At 66.6% G+C, this 20,604-nt stretch carries 21 protein-coding genes; 4 read left to right on the plus strand and 17 right to left on the minus strand.

Annotated features, from left to right (window positions below; translation table 11 throughout):
- Positions 1-4: 4 nt before the first annotated feature.
- From rpoE to L540_RS03390, 9 genes are all read right to left on the minus strand, one after another.
- Positions 5-604 (minus strand): RNA polymerase sigma factor RpoE, encoded by a 600-nt coding sequence (rpoE, locus tag L540_RS03345; protein ID WP_005012194.1) that lies wholly within the window; start codon positions 602-604, stop codon positions 5-7.
- Between the two features lie 427 nt (positions 605-1,031).
- Positions 1,032-2,261: a beta-ketoacyl-ACP synthase II gene (gene fabF, locus L540_RS03355; protein WP_043212634.1), complete on the minus strand. Its 1,230-nt coding sequence runs from the start codon at positions 2,259-2,261 to the stop codon at positions 1,032-1,034.
- A 172-nt stretch (positions 2,262-2,433) separates the two neighbouring features.
- Positions 2,434-2,673 carry an acyl carrier protein gene (gene acpP / locus L540_RS03360; protein ID WP_003813816.1) on the minus strand — a complete coding sequence of 80 codons (240 nt, stop codon included), beginning with the start codon at positions 2,671-2,673 and terminating at the stop codon, positions 2,434-2,436.
- A 216-nt stretch (positions 2,674-2,889) separates the two neighbouring features.
- Positions 2,890-3,642 (minus strand): 3-oxoacyl-ACP reductase FabG, encoded by a 753-nt coding sequence (gene fabG / locus L540_RS03365; RefSeq protein ID WP_043212632.1) that lies wholly within the window; start codon positions 3,640-3,642, stop codon positions 2,890-2,892.
- 2 nt (positions 3,643-3,644) lie between these two features.
- Positions 3,645-4,580, minus strand: coding sequence for an ACP S-malonyltransferase (gene fabD / locus L540_RS03370; RefSeq protein WP_043212630.1), 936 nt, complete (start codon positions 4,578-4,580; stop codon positions 3,645-3,647).
- A gap of 58 nt (positions 4,581-4,638) precedes the next feature.
- A complete protein-coding gene (locus tag L540_RS03375) occupies positions 4,639-5,625 on the minus strand; it encodes a beta-ketoacyl-ACP synthase III (RefSeq protein ID WP_043212629.1) in 987 nt (328 codons plus the stop codon).
- A complete protein-coding gene (gene plsX / locus L540_RS03380) occupies positions 5,625-6,689 on the minus strand; it encodes a phosphate acyltransferase PlsX (RefSeq protein ID WP_043212626.1) in 1,065 nt (354 codons plus the stop codon). The genes L540_RS03375 and plsX overlap by 1 nt, the downstream gene beginning before the upstream one ends.
- A gap of 58 nt (positions 6,690-6,747) precedes the next feature.
- The gene (gene rpmF, locus L540_RS03385; RefSeq protein ID WP_029578708.1) at positions 6,748-6,930 is read right to left on the minus strand and encodes a 50S ribosomal protein L32; all 183 of its coding nucleotides are present in this window, start codon (positions 6,928-6,930) and stop codon (positions 6,748-6,750) included.
- Between the two features lie 52 nt (positions 6,931-6,982).
- A complete protein-coding gene (locus tag L540_RS03390) occupies positions 6,983-7,630 on the minus strand; it encodes a DUF177 domain-containing protein (RefSeq protein WP_043212622.1) in 648 nt (215 codons plus the stop codon).
- A 144-nt stretch (positions 7,631-7,774) separates the two neighbouring features.
- On the opposite strand from L540_RS03390, the gene L540_RS03395 reads away from it, so the two are divergent.
- From L540_RS03395 to L540_RS03405, 3 genes are read left to right on the plus strand one after another with little or no spacing between them, the layout of a single operon-like run.
- Positions 7,775-8,368, plus strand: a complete 594-nt coding sequence (locus tag L540_RS03395) for a Maf-like protein (RefSeq protein ID WP_043212620.1) — start codon at positions 7,775-7,777, stop codon at positions 8,366-8,368.
- Positions 8,365-9,075, plus strand: coding sequence for an SAM-dependent methyltransferase (locus tag L540_RS03400; protein WP_043212616.1), 711 nt, complete (start codon positions 8,365-8,367; stop codon positions 9,073-9,075). Before L540_RS03395 ends, L540_RS03400 begins: the two co-directional genes overlap by 4 nt.
- A gap of 2 nt (positions 9,076-9,077) precedes the next feature.
- Positions 9,078-9,857 carry an N-acetylmuramoyl-L-alanine amidase gene (locus L540_RS03405; RefSeq protein WP_043212614.1) on the plus strand — a complete coding sequence of 260 codons (780 nt, stop codon included), beginning with the start codon at positions 9,078-9,080 and terminating at the stop codon, positions 9,855-9,857.
- Here the strand turns inward: L540_RS03405 and msrQ are convergent.
- The 4 genes from msrQ to L540_RS03425 all read right to left on the minus strand — a co-directional run bounded on the left by msrQ (position 9,829) and on the right by L540_RS03425 (position 13,172).
- Positions 9,829-10,467 carry a protein-methionine-sulfoxide reductase heme-binding subunit MsrQ gene (gene msrQ / locus L540_RS03410; protein ID WP_043212612.1) on the minus strand — a complete coding sequence of 213 codons (639 nt, stop codon included), beginning with the start codon at positions 10,465-10,467 and terminating at the stop codon, positions 9,829-9,831. The genes L540_RS03405 and msrQ overlap by 29 nt on opposite strands.
- Positions 10,468-10,477: 10 nt before the next feature.
- Positions 10,478-11,437, minus strand: a complete 960-nt coding sequence (msrP, locus tag L540_RS03415; protein WP_043212610.1) for a protein-methionine-sulfoxide reductase catalytic subunit MsrP — start codon at positions 11,435-11,437, stop codon at positions 10,478-10,480.
- A gap of 117 nt (positions 11,438-11,554) precedes the next feature.
- Complete coding sequence (locus L540_RS03420) at positions 11,555-12,211, minus strand: HAD family hydrolase (protein ID WP_043212607.1); 657 nt, start codon at positions 12,209-12,211, stop codon at positions 11,555-11,557.
- Position 12,212: 1 nt separating this feature from the next.
- Positions 12,213-13,172: an RluA family pseudouridine synthase gene (locus tag L540_RS03425; RefSeq protein ID WP_109842516.1), complete on the minus strand. Its 960-nt coding sequence runs from the start codon at positions 13,170-13,172 to the stop codon at positions 12,213-12,215.
- A 524-nt stretch (positions 13,173-13,696) separates the two neighbouring features.
- Here L540_RS03425 and L540_RS03430 point away from each other — a divergent pair.
- Entirely contained in the window at positions 13,697-16,723 is a 3,027-nt protein-coding gene (locus tag L540_RS03430) for an Rne/Rng family ribonuclease (RefSeq protein ID WP_043212603.1), read from the plus strand.
- Between the two features lie 89 nt (positions 16,724-16,812).
- Here L540_RS03430 and L540_RS03435 read toward each other — a convergent pair whose 3' ends face one another.
- From L540_RS03435 to trpB, 4 genes are all read right to left on the minus strand, one after another.
- Complete coding sequence (locus tag L540_RS03435) at positions 16,813-17,358, minus strand: acyloxyacyl hydrolase (RefSeq protein WP_043212601.1); 546 nt, start codon at positions 17,356-17,358, stop codon at positions 16,813-16,815.
- 214 nt (positions 17,359-17,572) lie between these two features.
- A complete protein-coding gene (accD, locus tag L540_RS03440) occupies positions 17,573-18,451 on the minus strand; it encodes an acetyl-CoA carboxylase, carboxyltransferase subunit beta (RefSeq protein WP_043212599.1) in 879 nt (292 codons plus the stop codon).
- Between the two features lie 30 nt (positions 18,452-18,481).
- Positions 18,482-19,336, minus strand: coding sequence for a tryptophan synthase subunit alpha (gene trpA, locus L540_RS03445; RefSeq protein WP_043212597.1), 855 nt, complete (start codon positions 19,334-19,336; stop codon positions 18,482-18,484).
- 5 nt (positions 19,337-19,341) lie between these two features.
- Positions 19,342-20,541: a tryptophan synthase subunit beta gene (trpB, locus tag L540_RS03450; protein WP_043212595.1), complete on the minus strand. Its 1,200-nt coding sequence runs from the start codon at positions 20,539-20,541 to the stop codon at positions 19,342-19,344.
- Positions 20,542-20,604: the final 63 nt, after the last annotated feature.

A 20,604-nucleotide genomic window follows, 5' to 3' on the forward strand; every position in this document is an offset into this window, starting at 1 on the left:
CTCCTTACCAGCGACGCTCGGCATCGGTGTCAAGCAGGGGACGCAACCGATTGGCGATCGCTTCCCGCGCGCGAAAAATGCGGGAGCGAACCGTGCCGATGGGGCAGTCCATGCTCTGGGCGATGTCTTCGTAACTCATACCTTCGATCTCACGCAGGACGATAGCCGTCCGCAGCTCCTCGGGCAATTCCTCGATGGCCGCATTGACCGTCTCGGCAATTTCGCGGCTGGCGAACATGGCTTCCGGCGTGCTTATATCGGTTAGGTTGTCGGTTTCGTTAAAAGTTTCACCGTCTTCCGTCTCAATCGCGTTGGGCGCGCTGGGGCGGCGCCCCGACGAAGCCAGCCAATTGCGGGCGGTATTGATGGCGATACGGTAAAGCCAGGTGTAGAAGGCGCTTTCGCCCCGGAACTGCGGCAGCGCCCGATACGCCTTGATAAAAGCCTCCTGCGCCACGTCCTCGATCTCGGCCGGGTCGCGGATCATCCGCGCCAGCAGGCGCAGGATCTTGCGCTGGTACTTCAGGACCAGCAGGTCGAATGCTTTCTTGTCACCGCGTTGCACACGCGCGACAAGTTCGGCGTCGACGTCGCGTTCGCTCATGACGCCCCTTTGCGAAATGCCGCCCTGCTCCCGGCGACCCCAGCCATCACGCCCAGGCGCCGCCACTGATCCGGCGACATATTTTGTGGCCAGACGGTGCAGCTGATCGTGCTGTTTGTAACACAATTGCGGCCATGCGGCTCAAGCGTCAGGACCATATGGCTCCGATGGCGAACCGCGCGCCGCAGGCGGACGGGCTGCCAGCTGCCGGCGCGGCGCGCCTGCCAATAACGGGGGTCGGGGTGGACGCGCAAGGCCCGCACGGGCCGGCGGGGCTGGCGCAAGGCTAGCGGCAAGGCCGGCAGCAGCCAGGGCTGGGCCATGCCCGCCATGGCCGCGAGAAGCACCGGCCCGAGGACGGGCCAGCGGGCGTCCGCCGGCAGGCCGGCGGACGCCTCGAAATGCCACGCTTGGCCCAGGCCCAATGTCAAATCCGGCGAATGGCCATCGAACCGTTGGTCCCGCCAAAGCCAAAGGAATTGGACAGCGCAACATTGATCTTCATCTGGCGAGCTTCATTGGCGCAATAGTCCAGATCGCACTCGGGGTCCTGATTGAAGATATTGATGGTGGGCGGCGAGATCTGGTTGTAGAGCGCCAGCGTCGTGAACACGGCCTCGATGCCGCCCGCCGCGCCCAGCAGGTGGCCGGTCATGGACTTGGTGGAGTTCACGACCAGCTTGCGCGCATGCTCGCCGAAGGCCAGCTTGAGGGCATCGGTTTCGTTCTTGTCGCCCAGGGGCGTGGAAGTGCCGTGCGCATTGACGTAATCGACGTCTTCCAGGTTGATCGCCCCGTTGCGCAAGGCATTGACGATGCCGCGGCGCGGGCCGTCCTTGTCGGGCGCGGTGATGTGGTGCGCGTCCGAACTCATGCCATAGCCGACGAACTCGCCATAAATGCGCGCGCCGCGCTTCTTGGCATGCTCGTACTCTTCGAGCACCAGCACGCCGGCGCCCTCGCCCAGCACGAAACCGTCGCGATCGCGATCCCAGGGGCGCGAGGCCGTGGTCGGATCGTCGTTGCGCGTGGACAGCGCCCGCATGGCCGCGAAACCACCTATCCCCAGGGGCGAGACGGTCGACTCGGCGCCGCCGGCGATCATCACGTCGGCATCGCCGTATTCGATCAGGCGGGCCGCGTCGCCGATGCTGTGCAGACCCGTGGTGCATGCGGAGACGACCGCATAGCTCGGGCCCTTCAGGCCAAACATGATGGACAGATGGCCGGAAATCAGGTTGATCAACGAACCCGGCACGAAGAAGGGCGAAATACGGCGCGGGCCCTTGGCCAGCAGATCCGTCTGCGTTTCTTCGATGCGCGGCAGACCGCCGATGCCCGACCCGACAATCACGCCGATGCGGTCGGCGTTCTCTTCGGTGGCCACGAGACCGGAATCGCGCCAGGCCTGCACGCCGGCGGCCACGCCATAATGGATAAAGGTATCCATCTGGCGCGCTTCCTTGGACGGGACATACTGCGTGACGTCAAAGCCTTTGACCTCGCCCGCGATATGGGTGGTCAGGGCCGACGGATCGAATCGCGTGATACGGCCAATGCCAGAACGTCCGTTGACGATATTGTCCCAAGCGGTGGCCACATCGTTGCCCACGGGGGAAACGATGCCCAAGCCGGTGATGACGACACGTCGCTTCACGGATGACTCCTCAAACAGACAAAGTAAAGGCGGTTTTTGGCTGGCCCCGCAAACCACGCGGGATCACCGGGCCAACCCGGCCGGATGCCTCCCCGCGCAGACTGCACGGCAATACCCAAAACCGCCCTGACTCCCTGCGTCCGAAGACGCGGGATAGATAGGCTTGCGCTGATTACTGCTTGCCGTGCGAATTGATGTAGTCAATCGCTTGTTGCACGGTCGTGATCTTTTCGGCCTCTTCGTCGGGGATCTCGGTCTCGAATTCGTCTTCGAGGGCCATGACCAGCTCGACCATGTCGAGCGAATCGGCACCGAGGTCGTCAAGGAAGGAGGACTCGTTCTTGATCTCGGCTTCGTTCACGCCAAGTTGTTCAGCGACGATCTTCTTGACGCGCTGTTCGATGCTTTCCATGCAGATCTCCAATTGGGAAAAATCCCGCGAATTATAGCCAAGCGTTGAGGAATGCAAACGCCGGGCCGTGAGAAAAATAACACCGCGTTTCATCGGCCTCTCCCGCCAGAGGGCGGTGGGGCCGGGCCGCGGCTTCCGGAACAACCGGAACGCAGGGCCTGCGGGTGTCGGAACGGCAGGCTGGCCAGCCCTAGGGGCCGGGCCAGGATGCCGCGTTTATTGCATGTACATCCCGCCGTTGACGTGCAGGGTCGTACCTGTAATGTAACCCGCCAAGGGACTGGCCAGGAAGCCGACCGCATTGGCGATATCAGCCGGGGCGCCCAGGCGGCCCAGCGGAATCTGTTGCAAAAGGGCCGCGGTCTGTTCTTCGCCCAGCACCCGCGTCATATCGGTGTCGATAAAGCCGGGAGCCACGCAGTTTACCGTGACGTTGCGGCTGCCCAGTTCGCGGGCCAGCGCGCGCGTCATGCCGGCCACGCCCGCCTTGGCGGCGGCGTAATTGGCCTGGCCGGGATTGCCCGCCGAGCCCACCACGGAGGTGATATTGATGATCCGGCCCCAGCGGGCCTTCATCATGTTGCGCAGCACGGCTCGCGACAGGCGGAAAACGGCGCTCAGGTTGGTGTCGATCACCGAACCCCAGTCGTCGTCCTTCATGCGCATGGCCAGCGTATCGCGCGTGATGCCGGCATTGTTGACCAGGATATGGGGGCCGCCGCCCTCCTTGCCCAGTTCGTCGATCAGGGCGTCCACCGCGGCGGCATCCGTCACGTTCAGCACGACACCGCGGCCGCCGCTGGCGGCCAGGGCCTCGGTGATGGACGCGGCGCCGGCTTCGGAGGTGGCCGTGCCGACGACCTTGGCGCCGCGGGCGGCCAGTTCCTGGGCGATGGCGCGGCCGATGCCGCGGGTGGCGCCGGTCACCAGCGCGATCTTGCCTTCCAGGTCTTTCGTGGTGTGTTCCATGCTCAATTTCCCTTGATGAGCGCCAGCGCGGCTTGCAGCGAGGCGGGATCGGTCACGGCCAGGCCGGTCAGATCGCCGTCGATGCGTTTGGTCAGGCCGGTCAGGACCTTGCCCGGGCCGAATTCGATCACGTGGGTCACGCCCTGGGCCTTCATGGCCTGCAGGGTTTCGACCCAGCGTACCGCATGCCATGCCTGGCGAACCAGCGCATCGCGGATGGCGGCGGGGTCGGACTGCACGGCCACGTCCACGTTGTTGATGACCGGAACCTGGGGCGATTGCACCGCGGCCCCGGCCAGCGCGCGCGCCAGCACCTCGGCAGCCGGCTTGAGCAGGCTGGAGTGAAACGGCGCCGACACCGGCAGCAGCAGCGCGCGCTTGGCGCCCGCCGCCTTGGCGGCCTCGCAGGCGCGCTCGACGGCGGCCTTGTGGCCGGCGATCACGACCTGGGCCGGCGCATTGAAATTAACGGCCTCGACCACTTCGCCCTGGCCGGCCTGCGCGCACACGGCGCGCACGGTGTCGTCGTCCAGCCCCAGGATGGCCGCCATGGCCCCGGTGCCCACCGGCACGGCGGCCTGCATGGCGTCGGCGCGGATGCGCACCAGGCGCACGGCGTCCTCAAGCGCCAGGGCGCCGGCGGCGGTCAGCGCGGCGTATTCGCCCAGGCTGTGGCCGGCCATGACCGCGGGCAGCGGGCCGCCGGCGTCGCGCCAGGCAGCAAAACAGGCCACGCCCGCGGCCAGCATGGCCGGCTGGGTATTGGTGGTGAGATTGAGCTGTTCGGCGGGTCCCTGCGCGATCAGGGCGGCCAGATCCTGGCCCAGCGCCTGGCCGGCGCGGGCCAGCACATCGGCCACGGCGGCATTGCCTGCCCATGCATCCATCATGCCGACGGATTGGGAACCTTGGCCGGGGAACACAAATGCGAGTTTCATGGTGGTCCGTGATCTCTCTTCGTTATCGAACCGCGCGGCGGGCTGGCGCCCGGCCGCGCTACATGCGGGCCAGCACCGAGCCCCAGGTGAAGCCGCCGCCGACGCCCTGCATCAAGACGTGCTGGCCGGGCTTGATGCGGCCGTCGCGGCGCGCCACATCCAGGGCGAGCGGCACGCTGGCCGCCGAAGTATTGGCGTGCTGGTCAACGGTGACCACGACATGGTCGGTCGACACGTTGAGCTTGCGCGCGAGAAAATTGAGAATGCGGACGTTGGCCTGGTGCGGAACCAGCCAATCGACTTGGTCGATGGTCATGCCCGCTTCGGCGCACACGTCGCGCGCAGAGCGGTCCAGGACCGTGACAGCCTGCTTGAACACCGCCTGGCCGTCCATGCGCAGGAAGGGGTCGCCCGTCACTTCGCCGTAGGCGACGTTGCCCGCGGCGCAAAGGATCTTGGTCTGACTCCCATCGGCATGCAGCTGCGCGGCCAGGATGCCGGGCTCGTCGGCCGCCTTGAGCACGACGGCGCCAGCGCCGTCGCCAAACAGCACGCAGGTGCTGCGGTCGTTCCAGTCCAGGATGCTGGAGAACACTTCGGCGCCGATCACCAGCGCGCACCGGGCGCGCCCGGTGCGCACGAAGCTGTCCGCCGTGGTCAGCGCGTACACGAAGCCGCTGCACACGGCCTGCACGTCGAACGCCGCGCCGCCCTTGGCGCCAAGATTGGCCTGCACCAGGCAGGCCGTGCTCGGGAAGACGAAATCCGGCGTGGAGGTCGCCACGATGATCAGGTCCAGGTCGGCGGGCCCGACGCCGGCATCCGCCATCGCGCGCCGCGCGGCCTCGGTGGCCAGCATGCTGGTGGTCACGCCGCGCTCGGCCAGATGACGCTGGCGGATGCCCGTGCGCTCGACGATCCACGCATCCGAGGTCTGGATGTCGCGCTTGGCCAGTTCGGCCGCCAGATCGTCGTTGGACACGACACGCTCGGGCAGATAGCCCCCCGAACCTGCGATGACCGAATATTTCATTGCCTTGCTCATCAAACGGTGCCCCCCGCAGCCGCGGCATTGTTCGCGGCAGCCTCGTTCAGTTGGACGCGCTCCGTGATCTGAGCCACGGTCTGGGCCGTGCGTTCCAGCAGCCTGCTGGCGACGGCCTCACGCGCGCGCTGCAGCGCAAAACCATAGGCATAGGCGTCCGCCGAGCCATGGCTTTTGATCACCACGCCACGCAAGCCCAGCAAGGCCGCGCCGTTATAGCGGCGGTTGTCGACGCGCCGGCGCAGCCGGTTCAGGACCGGCGTAGCCACGGCGCCGGCCAGCAGCGTGATGAAGTTGCGCTTGAATTCTTCGCGAATGACGCTGGATAGCATCTTCGCCAGCCCTTCGACGGATTTGAGCACGACGTTGCCGACGAAGCCGTCGCAGACGACCACGTCCACCGTGCCCTTGAAAATGTCGTCGCCTTCCACGTTGCCGCGGAAGTTGAGCGGACTGGCGCGCAGCAGCTCGGCGGCTTCTTTCACCACCTCGTTGCCCTTGATGACTTCCTCGCCGATGTTCAAGAGGCCCACGGTGGGGCTTTCGAGATGATCGACGGCTTGCGCAAGCGCGGCGCCCATGATGGCGAACTGCAGCAGATGCTCTGCCGTACAGTCGACATTGGCCCCCAGATCGAGCACCGTGGTGGCGCCGCCGGTCTGGTTGGGGATGGACGTCGCGATCGCCGGGCGGTCTATGCCGTCCAGCGTCTTGAGCACATAACGGGAAATCGCCATCCAGGCGCCGGTATTGCCGGCCGACACGCAGGCGTCGGCCCGACCGTCCTTGACGGCCTGGGCGGCCAGTCGCATGGACGAGTCTTTTTTGCGGCGCAAGGCCACCTCCACGGGGTCGTCCATAGTGACGACCTCGGAGGCGGCAACGATTTCGAGACGGTCACGCGGGGCCGAACGGTGTTCGGCCAACGCGGCTTCGATCGCGTCGGGTTGCCCGACCAGCAACAGCCGGGTATCCGGATATTGCCGGGCGAACTCGAGCGCGGCCGGTATGGTAACGGGCAGACCGTAGTCCCCGCCCATGCAGTCTATAGCGATGCGTATCACGGGTGCCAGGTCAGCAATCAGCCGAAACGGTCCGGTTTACGAGTTCGGCCGACAGGCCTTATTCGTCAGCCTTGGTCTTCAGGATCTTGCGACCGCGGTAGAAACCGTTGGGGCTGATGTGGTGACGCAGATGCGTTTCGCCCGTGTTGGGCTCGATGGCCGTCGGCGGGTTCACCAGAAAATCATGCGAGCGGTGCATGCCGCGCTTGGACGGGGACTTCTTGTTTTGTTGAACAGCCATGATGACTCCTAGAAACGGGCCGCATTGTACGCGAATGCCGCCCGAGTTGATTTCAATTCTTGCGCTTCAGTTGTTCCAGCACCGCGAACGGCGACGGACGCTTGACTTCGGATGCCTGCGATGCGTCATCCGAAGCGGCCTTTTTCCCCGCTGCCTGTACGGAGGACTCCGGACAGACTTCATGGCGGGGCACATACGGAATGCTCAAGATGAGCTCATCCTCGATCTGGGCCAATAGATCGAAACGATGCGAACCCACGACCTTTTCAGGCACGTCGGCCGCAAAATCCAAACCTGCTTCCTGGGCGTCCTGCAGATCAGCCAGCTCGTCGTCCAGATCATCTTCCGACTCAACCAGCTGCAGCACCGCGGTGGCATCCACCGGATAGACGAAGGGCGCGTTGCAACGCTGGCAGATCAAGACCGGATTGGCCTTGATGTGCAAGCGCAGCAGAGGCTGGCCGGCGATGACGCCGCCCGTCTTGCCCGTGCCCTTGCCGATCTCGCCGGCCGCGGCCCACCGGGCCAGGCCCGCTTCACCGGCGGCCTGCTCGGGCAAGCCCTCCATGAAGCGCGCAAGGCGCACCAGCGCGACTTCGCCGGATGCCTGCTGGCCCTGCCGGGCCATGGCATACGCATCCACGATGACGGCATTGCCAGCCGACGTCTTCACTACCGCCTTGTCTACAGGATCGACCATAATTTCTGAGCGGCCAAGCGATGCCCCGCCCCACCTAAAGCCAAAATCGCAGGCCAAAAAAGCCAGGCGGGGCGTCAACACACAGCAAAATCGCCGCAAAACGTTAGATAATACCGTGACTTAGAGATTACCGTCAAATATCGCATGCCCCAGTCCCCACGTCTCATTCTTGCTTCCAGCTCGCGCTATCGGCGCGCCATGCTTGAGCGCCTGCGCCTGCCCTTCGAGAGCATTTCTCCCGATGTGGATGAAACGCCACATCCCGGCGAGGCGCCGGCCGCGCTGGCGCTGCGCCTGTCCGTCGCCAAGGCCCTGGCCGTGGCCAGCCAGCGCCCCGGCTGCGTGGTCATCGGCTCCGACCAGGTCGCCACGGTCGATGGCCAGCCCATAGGCAAGCCCGGCGACTTCGCCCGGGCCCAAGCCCAGCTGCGGCAATTATCGGGACGCATGGTCGAGTTCCACAGCGCCCTGGCCGTCACCGACGGGCAGCGCACCGAACAGACTGACATCGTCACGTACTGCAAGTTCCGCAAACTGACGGACGCGGCCATCGATGCCTACCTGCGCGCCGAAGAACCCTACGATACCGCAGGCAGCGCCAAAGCCGAAAGCCTGGGCATCGCCCTCATGGAAAGCATGCAAAGCGATGACCCCACCGCCATCATCGGCCTGCCGCTGATCGCCCTGACGGGCATGCTGACCCGCTTTGGCCTGCCGCCGCTGGGGGATGCCGCATGAGCGGCGCGCTGCACCTGATCCCCGTGGGCCTGGGCGAAGCGCCTGTCGAACGCTGGCTGCCGGCCGAGGTCCGCGCCCTGGCCGGGCGGCTGGATTGCTATATCGCCGAAAACGCCAAGACGGCGCGCGCCTTCCTGAAGCTGGTCGGCACCGAGCGCCCGCTGCAGGAAATCACCATCCACACGCTTAATGACCAGGCCGACGAGCGCCAGATCGAAGCCTGGCTGGCTCCCATCAAGGCCGGCAAGGAGATCGGCCTGGTTTCCGAGGCGGGCTGCCCCGCGGTCGCCGATCCCGGCGCCAAGGTGGCCGCCGTGGCCCATCGGCTGGGCTATGCCGTCAAACCCTGGGTGGGCCCCTCTTCCATCCTGCTGGGGCTGATGGCCAGCGGCCTGGACGGCCAGCGCTTTGCCTTTCATGGCTATGCGCCCGTGGAACCGGCCGAGCGCGCCAAGCAGTTGCGCGCCTGGGAACAGCACTCCGCCCGCCACGACCAGACCCAGATGCTGATCGAAACCCCCTATCGCAATATGGCGATGTTCGGCACGCTGCTGGCCGCCTTGCGCGGCGACACGCGCCTGTGCGTGGCCCGCTCGCTGTCCACCGACCGCGAATGGGTCAAGACCCGCACGGTGGCGCAATGGAAGCAGGAGGCGCCGCCGGACCTGGACAAGCAGCCCACCCTGTTTCTTTTCCTGGCGCGCTGACCATGCGCCGGGCCTGGCTCCTGCTTGCCTGCGCCCTGCTGGCCGGATGCGCCGGCGGGGTGGACCGCTCGATCACCGCCAGCGGCCAGAGCAGCCGGGTGCGCTATATCGTGCTGCACTACACCTCGGCCGATGACGCGGAATCGCTGCGCCTGCTGTCGCGCGGGGAGGTCAGCGCGCACTATCTCGTCAGCGCCCGACCCGACACCCGGGTGTATCAATTGGTGGATGAAAGCCGCGCCGCCTGGCACGCCGGCAGCAGCCGGTGGTTCGAGCAGAGCTCGCTGAACTTCACTTCCATCGGCATCGAGATCGTCAACCCGGGCTGGCAAGACCAGCCGGATGGCGGCAAGCGCTACGCGCCTTACGCGCCCGCGCAGATCACGGCGTTGACGCGCCTGTTGCGCGACATTGCCGAGCGCCATGGCATCCGCCCCGAAAACATCGTGGGCCATAGCGACATCGCCCCGCAGCGCAAGCTGGACCCCGGCCCCGATTTTCCGTGGCGGGCCTTGGCCCAGGCCGGCATCGGCCGCTGGTATGACGAGGCCGCCGCGGCCGAACGGATGCCGCGGCTGCAAACCGAGGGCCTGCCCGACGTGGCTTGGTTTCAGGCGGAACTGGCCCGCCTGGGCTATGACGCGCCGCGCCACGGACAGCTGGACCGCGCCACCCGCAATGTGCTGGCGGCCTTCCAGATGCACTACCGGCCGGCGCGCCACGACGGCGAGCCCGACGCGGAAACCGCGGCCATCATGCAATCGATGCAGGCCCGGCCTTGAGCGCGGCGCGGCGGCGGGCCAGCCAGGCCGCCACGCGCCACCCCAGCAGCAAGAGCAGCACGCCGCCGTAGATCAGCGGCTCGCGCAGGTCGTTCTTGCCGGCCTTGTGCCACCAAAAATGCAGGATGGCGAGCAGGCCGATGAGATAGACCGCCCGGTGCAGCTGCTGCCAGCGCCGCCCCAGCCGGCGCATGGCCCATTGGGTGGATGTCAGGGCCAGCGCCGTCATGAGCACGAAGGCCGTGAAGCCCGCAAGAATGAAGGGCCGCTCGCCGAGGTCCCGCAGCATGGAGGCCAGCTCCAGCCCCCTGTCCCACCATAGCCAGGCCATGAAGTGCAAGGCCCCGTAGAAAAACGCGAACAGGCCGCACATGCGGCGCAGGCGCAAAAGCGCCGGCAGCTGAAACAGGCGGCGCAAGGGGGTGATGGCAAGCGTGACCAGCAGGCAGACCAGTGTCCAGGTCCCCGAGGAGCGGGTCAGGAACTCCACGGGATTGGCCGTCAGGCCGTCATGCAGGCCCAGCCATACCCAGCGCGCGGCCGGCGCCAGCCCCAGAAGGAACAGCAAGGGTTTGGCCCGTCCGACCATGCGGATCGATGTCTGCCCCATATGCGCCGCCTCAGTAGTTCTGTTTCAGGTCCAGGCCCTGGTAGAGCGAGGCCACCTGGTCGGCATAGCCATTGAACATCAGCGTCGGGCGCTTGGGGCTGAAAATGCCGTCTTCACCGATGCGGCGCTCGGTCGCCTGGCTCCAGCGCGGATGCGGCACCTGCGGATTGACGTTGGCATAAAAGCCGTACTCTTGTGGCGCGGCCTTCATCCAGCTGCTGCGCGGCGCCTGCTCCAGCAAGCGGATGCGCACCAGGGACTTGGCCGATTTGAAGCCGTATTTCCAGGGCACGGCCAGCCGCAAGGGAGCGCCGTTCTGGTTGGGCAGGACCTTGCCATAGACACCGAAGACCAGCATGGTCAGGGGATGCATGGCCTCGTCCATGCGCAAGGCTTCTGTATAGGGCCAGTCCAGGACGCGGGAATCTAGGCCCGGCATGGTTTCGCGCTGCGTCACCGTCGTGAATTCGACATACTTGGCATTGCCGGTGGGCTCGACCTGCTTGAGCAGGCGCGACAGCGAATAGCCCACCCAGGGAATCACCATGGACCAGCCCTCGACGCAGCGCAGCCGATACACCCGCTCTTCCATGGGCGCAAGCTTGAGCAGCTCGTCGATATCGAAACTGCGCGGCTTGCCTGCCTCGCCTTCGACGCTGACGGTCCAGGGGCGGGTCTTGAGGGCGCCGGCGGCGCGTTGCGGATCTCCCTTGTCCAGGCCGAACTCGTAGTAGTTGTTGTACGAGGAAACGTCCTTGAAGGGGGTTGGCTTGTCGCTGACGGTAAATTCGGGGACGGACTTTCCCGGCAAAGCGCCCGCTTCGGCCCAGGCCTGGCGCTGCGCCCACCCGGCCATGCCCAGGGCGGCCGCGGCGGCGGCGCTGCGCGCCATCCACTCGCGGCGCGAACGCCAGACCCCTTCGGGCGTGATCTCGGAAGGCAGGATGGGCGAGGATGGACGGATCAGCATGGGGGTCTCCGGTGGGCGGGCCGGGCCCGCGGTGCTATAGAGATATAGACGTGCCGCGAGCCGTGGAAATTCCCCGCCATGGCCGAACGCCGGGTCCGATATTGCCCAGGCGCAGGGTCAGACGGCAATCCGGGGCGTGAGCCATTGCGCCATCTCGGGCACGCTGTCCACGACGGCCTGGGCGCTGCAGGCCCGCAGCTCATCCAGGCTGTGAGCGCCATAGGACACGCCCAGGCCATGCACGCCGGCATTCAGGGCCATCTGCAGATCGTGGGTGGTATCGCCGACCATGACGACGCGCCCCGGGTCCACATCGAGGTCGCGCATCAGCTGGTGCAGCATCTCGGGGTGAGGCTTGCTGAAGGTCTCGTCGGCGGTGCGGGTGGCATCAAACACCGGCCCCAGGCCGGTGGCGGCCAGCACGCGGTTCAGGCCGACCCGGCTCTTGCCGGTGGCGACCGCCAGGCGGACATTCTGCTTGGCCAGGCTCTCGAGCAGTTCGCGCACGCCCTCGAACAGGCGCAGCTCGGGATCGCGCAGCAGGTAATGGATGCGGTAGCGCTCCAGAAAGCGCGGCATGAGCGCCGGCGTCAGTTGGGGCACGGCGCGCTTGAGCGCGCTTTCCAGCGACAGGCCGATGACCCAGCTGGCCTCCGAGGCCGTCGGAACGGGCAGCTCGAGGTCACGGGCGGCCGCCTGGATGGCCGCCACGATGCTGTGGGTGGAATCCATGAGGGTGCCGTCCCAATCGAACACCACCATTGCGTACGACATATCAGGCTGTCTCCAGTTGCTGCAACAACTTGCGACAGGCGGCGGGCAATTCCGCCACCAGGTCCAAGCGCTCACCCGTCAGCGGGTGGTCCAGCGTCAATTGATAGGCATGCAGAAACATGCGGTTGAAACCCCGGCGGGCGAAGGCGGCCCTCACCTCATCCGTCCCGTATTTGTCATCGCCCACGATGGGAAAGCCGCTGGCGGCCAGGTGCACCCGGATCTGGTGGGTGCGCCCGGTGCGCAGCTCGGCCTCGACCAGGCTATAGCCCCCGAAGCGCTGCTTGAGCGTGACGATGGTATGGGCGGCCTGCCCCTCGGGATCGACCTTGACCCGGCGCTCGCCGCTCTGGGTCGTCCATTTGCTGAGCGCCAGCCGGATGTGCTGCCTGTCGTTGACCCAATCGCCCTCGACCAGGGCCAGGTAGCGCTTGCCGCCCTTGCCTTCGCGCAGCATGGCGTGCAGGGCAAGCAGGGCGCTGCGCTTTTTGGCGACCATGAGCAGGCCCGAGGTCTCGCGGTCGAGCCGGTGGACCAACTCCAGGAAGCGGGCGTCGGGACGGGCGGCCCGCAACTGCTCGATGACGCCAAAGGACACGCCGCTGCCGCCGTGCACCGCCACGCCCGCCGGCTTGTCCACCACCAGCATGGCGTCGTCTTCGTAGACGATCGGAAACTCCGAAGCCGGCACGGGCCTGGGCTTGCCCGGATCCGGCAGCCGCAGGGGCGGCACGCGGACCACGTCGCCCACCGCAAGGCGATAGTCGACACTGATCCGTCCCTTGTTGACGCGGACTTCGCCGCCCCGGATGGCCTTATAGATATGGCTTTTGGGGACGCCCTTGCACAGGCGCAGCAGGAAATTGTCCAGGCGCTGGCCTTCCTGGCCGGCTTCGACCTCGACCATACGTACAGAGGGAAGCGCAGGGGAAGTCTGTTTGCGCATTGCGGAAAGCGGCATATAATCGGGACAGCCTTACGGGGCTGAACTACAGAGGCTCTTGCGGGTGTGAAACCGTTTTGCCTGGCGTTGAGATGCGGAGAGATTCGCGCGTCTCCGTCGGATGCGCGGGCCACCATTGTACTGTCTCCGTTCAGCTCCTGGGTTTACTTGGTCGCCGGCGCAACCGCGATCTGCCGGACGGTGGTGTGGCATGCAGTGCCCGCCTTCCTGGCAGAGATCCGTTGCCAGCCGCAAGCGGCTTGAAGCACAGCAAGAATCGTCGAATATTTATTACGCACCAGATGCCTTGAAGCATCTGACGTTCACAGCAACCGTTCCGTCAAACCACATCAGTGAAGCTGACCCCCCTGCTGCCAGAACCCCGTGCCTCCTGGCACGACGTGCCCGCGTGACGCGCGGCGGATACGCCTGGGCGACGCCCGGGTACGGTCCGCATTCTTCTTGCCTGCTTCAGCCGCAGCCCGAGTGACCCGAGGTCACGCGCCGATATCGGCGCGTCCTGACAACGGAGAACCGCACTCATGAAGCGCATGCTGTTTAATGCGACGCACCAGGAAGAACTGCGCGTCGCAATTGTCGATGGGCAAAAGCTCATCGACCTTGATATCGAAACCGCCGGCCGCGAACAGCGCAAAGGCAACATCTATAAAGGCGTCATCACCCGCATCGAACCCGGCCTTGAAGCCTGCTTCGTCAATTACGGCGAAGACCGGCACGGCTTTCTGCCCTTCAAGGAAGTGGCCCGCAGCTACTTCAAGGACGGCGTCGACGTCCGCAGCGCCCGCATCCAGGACGCGCTGCGCGAAGGCCAGGAACTGATCGTCCAGGTCGAAAAAGAAGAGCGTGGCAACAAGGGCGCCGCCCTGACCACCTTCATCTCGCTGGCGGGCCGCTATCTGGTCCTGATGCCCAACAACCCCCGTGGCGGCGGCGTCTCGCGCCGCGTCGAGGGCGAAGACCGCCAGGAACTGCGCGACACGATGGAGCAGCTCGATGTGCCGCAAGGCATGAGCATCATCGCCCGCACGGCCGGCATCGGCCGCAGCGTGGAAGAGCTGCAATGGGACCTGGCCTACCTCATGCAACTCTGGACGGCCATCGATGGCGCCGCGCGCGACAACGCCGCGCCCATCCTGATCTATCTGGAGTCCAGCCTGGTCATCCGGGCCATCCGCGACTATTTCTCGCCTGAAATCGGCGAAATCCTGATCGATACCGACGAGATCGCCGATCAGGCCACGGCCTTCATGAGCGTCGTGATGCCGGACAACGTCCAGCGCGTCAAACGCTATCGCGACGACATCCCCCTCTTCTCGCGCTTCCAGATCGAACACCAGATCGAGACGGCCTATTCGCGCACGGTGCAGCTGCCTTCGGGCGGCGCCGTGGTGATCGACCACACCGAAGCCCTGGTCGCCGTCGACGTGAACTCGGCCCGCTCCACGCGCGGCGCCGACATCGAGGAAACCGCCCTGCGCACCAATCTGGAGGCCGCCGACGAAGTGGCCCGCCAGCTGCGCCTGCGCGACCTCGGCGGCCTGATCGTGATCGATTTCATCGACATGGAAGACAGCAAGAACCAGCGTGCTGTCGAACAGCGCCTGCGTGATGCGCTGCACTTTGACCGCGCCCGCGTGCAAATGGGCAAGATCTCGCGCTTTGGCCTGATGGAGCTGTCCCGCCAGCGCCTGCGCCCGGCCCTGAACGAAGGCTCGCACATCACCTGCCCGCGCTGCAACGGCACCGGCGTGATCCGCGACGCCGAGTCCAGCGCCCTGCATGTGCTGCGCCTGCTGCAAGAAGAAGCCATGAAGGAAAACACCGCCGCCGTGCACGCTCAAGTGCCGGTGGACGTGGCCACCTTCCTGCTGAACGAAAAGCGCGCCGATATCGCCAAGATGGAAGCCCGCCTGAAGGTCAACCTGGTGCTCATCCCGAACAAGCACCTGGAGACCCCGCATCACCATATCGAGCGCCTGCGCCACGACGACCCGCGCCTGGAAGAGACCAAGACCAGCTTCGAGCTGGCCGAGGCCCCCGCCACCGACGTCACCTGGAGCCCGCGCGAGCATGAGGTCAAGGCGCGCCCCGAGGCCCTGGTGAAGGGCATCACCCCGGCGCAGCCCGCGCCGGTGTCCGCCCCCGCGCCCGCCGCCCCGGCCAAGGCCGCCGAAGGCGCCGGCTTTGGCGGCCTGTTCAAGCGTTTGATCAACTGGCTGTCCGGCGGCGGCGAGCAGGCCAAGCCGGCCGACAAGCCGGCCGAGCAAGCCAAGCGCAGCGGCGCCGGCGGCAATCGCAACAAGCGTGCCCACGACGGCCAGGAACGCCGTGGCGAGCGCCATGGTTCCGACCGTAACCGCAACCGCCGCGGCGGCGATGGCGAAGGCCTGGAGCAGCGCCATGTGCGCGGCGGCCGCCGCCAGGACGAGGCGCGTGGCGAGACGGCGCGCGGCGAGAACGCCCGCGGCGAAGCGCAGCGCGGCGAGCCGCGTGCTGAATCGCGCAACGAATCGCGCAATGACGCACGCGCCGAAGCGCGCCAGGCCCGCAACGCCGATGCCCAGGCCCCGCGTCCCTCCGCCCCGGAAACCGGCGATGAGTCCACGCCGCGCAGCGGCCGCAATCGCCGTGGCCGCGGCCGCGGCCGACGCGAGGAAGGCGCCGCCGAAACGATGAGCGAACAGGAAACCATGGTGGCCGCATTGGCTGAAACCGTGGCGTCGGCCCTGCCGAGCACGGCTCCCGAGACTGCCGCCGCCGAGGTGGAAGCCACCGAAGCCGACAACGAAGCCCCTGTGGGCGCCGAAGGCGAAGGCCAGGCCGATCCGGAGCGCAAGCGCCGCCGTCGCCGCAGCCGCCGCGGTCGCCGCAGCCAGGAAGAAGGCGCGACGCTGGATGCCGATGGCCAGCCCATCGAAGCCGGCGATGACGCGGAAGAAGGCGACAGCGCCCGCAACGCGCTGATCCCGGCGCCGGCCTACGGCGTGACCGCCGCCTCCGAGCCGGTCAAGGTGGAGGCCGCCGAGGTTCAAGCCACGGCCGACGCCGCCGCGGCCAGCGAAGCCGCCGCCCCCGTGGCGCCCGCCGAACCGCAAGCGCCCGTGGCTGAGCCCCAAGCGCCCGCGGCGCAGGCGCCCGTTGCCGCCGAGCCGGTGCAAACCGCCCCTGCTTCGCCGGCCGCCGAGCCGATCGTTGCCGCGGAGCCGGCCCTTGCGGCCGAACCGCCGGCCGCCGTTGAGCCTGAGCCTGCCCCGGCCGCGGTCGAAACGGCCGCCGCGCCCGCCCCCGAACCGGTGCAAACCGCGCCGGCGCAGCCCATGCCGGCCGTCGCCAGCCCGGCCGCCGCGCCCATCGTGGTCGGCGATGCGGCCTTGAATGCCGTGGTCCAGGCCGCCGGCCTGACCTGGGTCCAGACGGATCCGGCGCGCCACGCGCAATCCCAGGCGCGCAGCGCGGCCGACCAGGCGCCGGTGCGCCTGGGCCGCGAGCGCAAGCCCGTGGCTCAAGTGTCGTCGGTTCCCCTGGTCCAGGTGGAAACCCGCCACTAAGCGGCACGCCCCAAGAAAAAACCGCCAGGCCGAAAGCCTGGCGGTTTTTTTTGCGTCCGGGGACGTCTTTATCCTGGGCGGGGCCCGGCTCAGAACTGATAGGTATAGGTCAGCTGGACCACATCCAGGCCCGGGTTGGGTTTCTTGATATTGGCATTCGAGAAATGCGAATAGCGCAGGCCGATCCGGCTGCTTTGGGTCAGCAGGAAACCCAGGCCGACATGGTCGCCGAACTGGAAGGCCGAACCGATCTGCTTGTCGGCGAAGCGGGTGCTGGAGAAGACCGTGGCGCCGATGCCTGCCTCGAGATAGAAGCGGTCGTTCGCCCACCAGCGGAACATCGGGATGGCGCTGGCCTGCCAGACATGGCCGGGGTCGCGCGAGCCATTGGCCCACCAATACGATCCGCCGAACTCGCCATTCAGGTCCAGACGGCCCCAGTTGCTGCCGAACTGGTAGCTCCACCACGTGGGCGTTTCGTAGTTGAGGGTGATGCGCTGGTAGTGCTCGCCGATGCCGTAATGGACACTGACGCCGCCTTCGCTGCCTTGTTGCGCCCGGGCCGTGCCGGCCGCCAGGGCCAGCAGCAAGGCGGCGATGCCAGTCAACGCGATTTTCTTGTTCAGGCCGTGCATATGAACTCCAAAGTGCTGTCAATCTGTGCAAACAGACAAATGCAACCTTAGCAGAAAGCAGGGACGCCCCGGATACAAATGTATCACCCAGGCAACATGGCCGCAGGAAAACCCGACATGGCATTGCGCAATCGTGCGCGATTATGTCTGCCGATGGAAAAGTAAAAGGGCGGCACCCCCCAGGGGATTGCCGCCCTCAGGCCCGAGCCGCCGCTCAGGCCGCGGTAACGATGTCGGCGGGCTGGTTGGTCAACAGGGCCAGCAGCCGCGCCAGTTCTTCGCGCAGCTGGCGGCGGTCCACCACCATGTCGATGGCCCCCTTTTGCAGCAGGAACTCGGCGCGCTGGAAGCCTTCCGGCAATTTTTCGCGCACGGTCTGCTCGATCACGCGCGGGCCGGCGAAACCGATCAGGGCCTTGGGCTCGGCAATGACGACATCGCCCATGAAGGCAAAGCTGGCCGATACGCCGCCCATGGTGGGATCGGTGAGCACACTGATGAAAGGCAGGTCGTTGCGGGCCAGCTGGGTCAGCATGGCGTTGGTCTTGGCCATCTGCATGAGCGACAGCAGGCTTTCCTGCATGCGGGCGCCGCCCGAAGCCGCCACGCAGATGAAGGACGTCTTGTTCTCGATGGCGGCCTTCACGCCGCGCACGAAGCGCTCGCCGACCACCGAACCCATGGAGCCGCCCATGAACTCGAACTCAAAGCAGGCCAGCGTGGCCGGAACGCCCCGGATGGAGCCGCTCATGACGACCAGCGCGTCGGTCTCGCCGGTCTGCTTCATGGCTTCCTGGATGCGCTCGGGATACTTGCGCGTGTCCTTGAACTTGAGCGAATCGACCGAGCGTGTGGTCTGGCCGATTTCGACGCGGCCCTCGACGTCCAGCAGGGAGTCGATGCGGGCGCGCGCGCCGATGCGCATATGGTGGCTGCACTTGGGGCAGACGTGCAGATTGGCCGCCAGGTCTTCGCTATAGAGCACGGACTCGCAGGACGGGCACTTGACCCACAGGCCTTCGGGCACGCGGCGCACACCGCTGTCGCTGGTCTTGTTGATGCGGGGCGGCAGGAGTTTTTCGATCCAGCTCATGGTTTTTTCCTGTAGACGGCTTGCGCGGGCTCAGACCGGCGCGCGCTCTCGTTTGACTTGGTCCATCGCCGCGCGGATGCTGCCCAGCCAGAGGCTGGCGGCATGTATGGCGGCGTCGGTCTGCTGGGCAGGCGGCACGTTGGCCACGGCCTGCTCCATGGTTTCGATGAGTTTGCTGCCGATGACCACGGCATCGGCATGGCGGGCGATACGGCTGGCGCTGTCGGCATCGCGGATGCCGAAGCCCACCCCTATCGGCAGCGCGCCGATATGGCGCCGGATGAGGGCCAGGCGCTGGGCGACATCGTCGGTGTTCAGGCTGGCCGAACCGGTGACGCCCTTGAGCGAAACATAGTAGGCATAGCCGCGGGCGACACGGCCGATGGCCTGCATGCGGGCCTCGGTCGTCGTGGGCGCCAGCAGGAAGATCGGGGCGATGCCGGCGGCGTCCAGCGCGGCGCCGAATTCGTCCATTTCTTCGGGCGGGTAATCGACCACCAGCACGCCGTCCACGCCGGCCTGGCGGGCGGCTTGCACGAAAGCCTGCTGGCCCATGCGTTCGATCGGGTTGCCATAGCCCATCAGCACGACCGGCGTGCTGTCATCCTGGCGGCGGAACTCGGCCACGGCCTGCAGCACGCGCGCCAGCCCCATGCCCTGGGCGATGGCGCGCTCGGCGGCCCGCTGGATCACCGGACCATCGGCCATGGGATCCGAGAACGGCACGCCCAGTTCGAGAATGTCGGCGCCCGCCTTGACGAGGGCGTGCATCAGCGGCACGGTGGCCGCCGGCGAGGGATCCCCCGCGGCGATATAGGGAATCAAGGCCGATGCGCGGCCGGATTCGGTCACGCGGGCAAAAGCGGCGGCAATACGTTGGCTCATGGTTTTTACAGCTCGATGCCGCCGCGCTCGGCGACGGTGTGCATGTCCTTGTCGCCGCGGCCCGACAGGTTGACCAGGATGATCTTGTCGCGCGGCAGCGTGGGGGCCATCTTGACCGCCTGCGCAATCGCGTGCGAAGACTCCAGCGCGGGCATGATGCCCTCGATGCGGCAGCAATCATGGAAGGCCGCCAGGGCCTCGTCGTCGGTGATGCCGACATAGCTGGCGCGCCCGCTGTCCTTGAGCCAGGCGTGCTCGGGGCCGACGCCGGGATAGTCCAGGCCCGCCGACACCGAATGCGTCTCCTGGACCTGGCCGTCGGCGTCCTGTATGACATAGGTGCGGTTGCCGTGCAGCACCCCCACCTGGCCGGCGGCCAGGGAGGCGGCATGGCGGCCGCTGTCCATGCCCTCGCCGGCGGCTTCGACGCCGATGAGCTGCACATCCTCGTAGGGAATATAGGGGTGGAAGATGCCCAGGGCGTTGGAGCCGCCGCCCACGGCCGCGACCACGTAGTCGGGCTGGCGGCCGGCCGCCTCGGGCATCTGCTCGAGGCACTCTTTGCCGATCACGGTCTGGAAGTCGCGCACCATGCGCGGATAGGGATCCGGACCGGCCACCGTGCCGATGATATAGAAGGTGTTTTCGATATTGGTGACCCAGTCGCGCATGGCTTCGTTCAGGGCGTCCTTGAGCGTGCGCGAGCCGGACTCGACGGGCACGACCCGCGCGCCCAGCAGCTTCATGCGATACACATTGGAAGCCTGGCGGCGAACGTCCTCGCTGCCCATGTAGACCACGCATTCCATGCCATAGCGGGCCGCCACGGTGGCCGACGCCACGCCATGCTGGCCCGCGCCGGTCTCGGCGATGACCCGCGGCTTGCCCATGCGCTTGGCCAGCAAGGCCTGGCCGATACAGTTATTGACCTTGTGCGCGCCGGTGTGGTTGAGGTCCTCGCGCTTGAACCAGATCTGGGCGCCGCCCAGCTTCTGCGACCATCGGGCAGCGTGGTAGACGGGGCTGGGCCGGCCGACGAAGTGCTTGAGCTCGTAGTTGAACTCTTCGATGAAGGTCGGGTCCACACGATATTGGTCGTAGGCAGCGCGCAGCTCGTCCAAGGCATGCATCAGCGTCTCGGCAACGAAAACGCCGCCATAGGGGCCGAAATGGCCCTTCGCATCCGGAAGGTCGTAAGGTTTCACCTGGTCTACCTGATATCCACCCGGCGCCTGGCACGGCGGCAGGCCCTATGCCTGCCGTCAACC

Source organism: Bordetella pseudohinzii, from assembly GCF_000657795.2.
In the GTDB taxonomy this organism is placed as follows: Bacteria; Pseudomonadota; Gammaproteobacteria; order Burkholderiales; family Burkholderiaceae_B; genus Bordetella; species Bordetella pseudohinzii.